Origin of the sequence: Pseudomonas fuscovaginae SE-1 (assembly GCF_000364705.1) — a bacterium.
Classification (GTDB): domain Bacteria; phylum Pseudomonadota; class Gammaproteobacteria; order Pseudomonadales; family Pseudomonadaceae; genus Aquipseudomonas; species Aquipseudomonas fuscovaginae_A.
This window is the reverse complement of the sequence record NZ_AQOH01000332.1, coordinates 1-1639: the sequence shown is the minus strand read 5'-3', so window position 1 is coordinate 1639 and position 1639 is coordinate 1. Positions and strand designations below refer to the sequence as shown.

The following is a 1639-nucleotide window of genomic DNA, read 5'->3' as shown; positions in this document are numbered from 1 at the left end:
CGTTCGCCACAAAGGTGTGATCCTATCGTTCAGCAGAGGGAGGCTTCACCATGAGCGCGTTACCTTACGCCTGGGCCAAGGCGCAGCGGGTGGTGCTGGCCGACGGTGTGCTCACCGCCTGTCCCTCGACCCCTGGCTGGGCCATCAGCGAGGTACGGCGGCAGTTCGGTCCGGCGCGGCTGGAACGGGTGCGTGACGAGGAGCTCGACAGCCTGCTGACCAGCGCCTATGCCGACACCGGCAGCGCCGCGGCGGTGGTGGGGGCGGCGGAGAACGAGGTGGACCTCGACCGGCTGATGCAGGACATGCCGGAAGTCACCGACCTGCTCGACACCCAGGACGGCGCCCCAGTGATTCGCATGATCAACGCCTTGCTCACCCAGGCCGCGCGCGACGAGGCCAGCGACATCCATATCGAGCCGTTCGAGACCCATTCGGTGGTGCGCTACCGGGTCGACGGTACCCTGCGCGACGTGGTCTCGCCGCGCAAGGCGCTGCACGGCGCGCTGGTGTCGCGGATCAAGATCATGGCGCAACTGGACATCGCTGAAAAACGCCTGCCCCAGGACGGCCGTATCGCCCTGCGCGTCGCCGGCCGGCCGATCGATATCCGCGTCTCCACCGTGCCCACCGGCCACGGCGAGCGGGTGGTGATGCGCCTGCTGGACAAGCAGGCCGGGCGCCTGCAACTGGAAACCTTGGGCATGGACCCGGACGTGCTGGTCCGGCTCGACCACCTGATCCGCCAGCCCCACGGCATCGTGCTGGTCACCGGCCCCACCGGCAGCGGCAAGACCACCAGCCTCTACGCGGCGTTGGCGCGGCTCGACGCCAGCACCAGCAACATCCTCACCGTCGAGGACCCGGTGGAGTACGACCTGCCGGGCATCAGCCAGATCCAGGTCAACGCCAAGATTGACATGAGCTTCGCCCTGGCGCTGCGGGCGATCCTGCGCCAGGACCCGGACATCATCATGATCGGCGAGATCCGCGACCTGGAAACCGCGCAGATCGCCGTGCAGGCCTCGCTGACCGGTCACCTGGTGCTGGCGACGCTGCACACCAACGACGCGGTGTCGGCGGTCAACCGCCTGATCGACATGGGGGTGGAGCCGTTCCTGCTGGCCTCGTCGATGCTCGGCGTGCTCGCCCAGCGGCTGGTGCGGCGCCTGTGCCAACACTGCCGCCAGCCCGACCCGGCGACGCCCGGCACCTGGCGCCCGGTCGGTTGCGGCGCCTGCAACCACACCGGCTACAGCGGCCGGACCGGCATCCACGAGCTATTCTGCATCGACGACGACATCCGTACGCTGATCCACCAGGGCGCAGGTGAACAGGCCTTGCGCCAGGCGGCACGGGCCGCCGGCATGTTGAGCATGCGCGAGGACGGTGAACGCTGGGTGCGCAGCGGGGCCACGGCGCCGGAGGAGATTCTGCGCGTGACGAGGGATGCCTGATGAACCGCTATCGCTTCGAAGCCGCCGATGCCAGCGGCAAGATCGAATCCGGCCACCTGGAGGCCGACAGCCAGGGCGCGGCGATGGCCACCTTGCGCGGGCGCGGACTCACCGCGCTGTCGCTCAAGGCCGAGAGCAGTGACACCGGCGAGACGGCCGGCGGGCTGTTCAGCGCGAAACTG

The 1639-nt window shown here is 69.1% G+C and carries 1 protein-coding gene and 1 pseudogene; both read left to right on the top strand.

Annotated features, from left to right (window positions below; translation table 11 throughout):
- Nucleotides 1-50 precede the first annotated feature (50 nt).
- Nucleotides 51-1457 (top strand): type II secretion system ATPase GspE, encoded by a 1407-nt coding sequence (gene gspE, locus K675_RS0126365; protein WP_017906462.1) that lies wholly within the window; start codon nt 51-53, stop codon nt 1455-1457.
- Nucleotides 1457-1639, top strand: a pseudogene (locus tag K675_RS31430) (type II secretion system inner membrane protein GspF); the annotation flags it as partial. The gene gspE and the pseudogene K675_RS31430, both read left to right, overlap by 1 nt.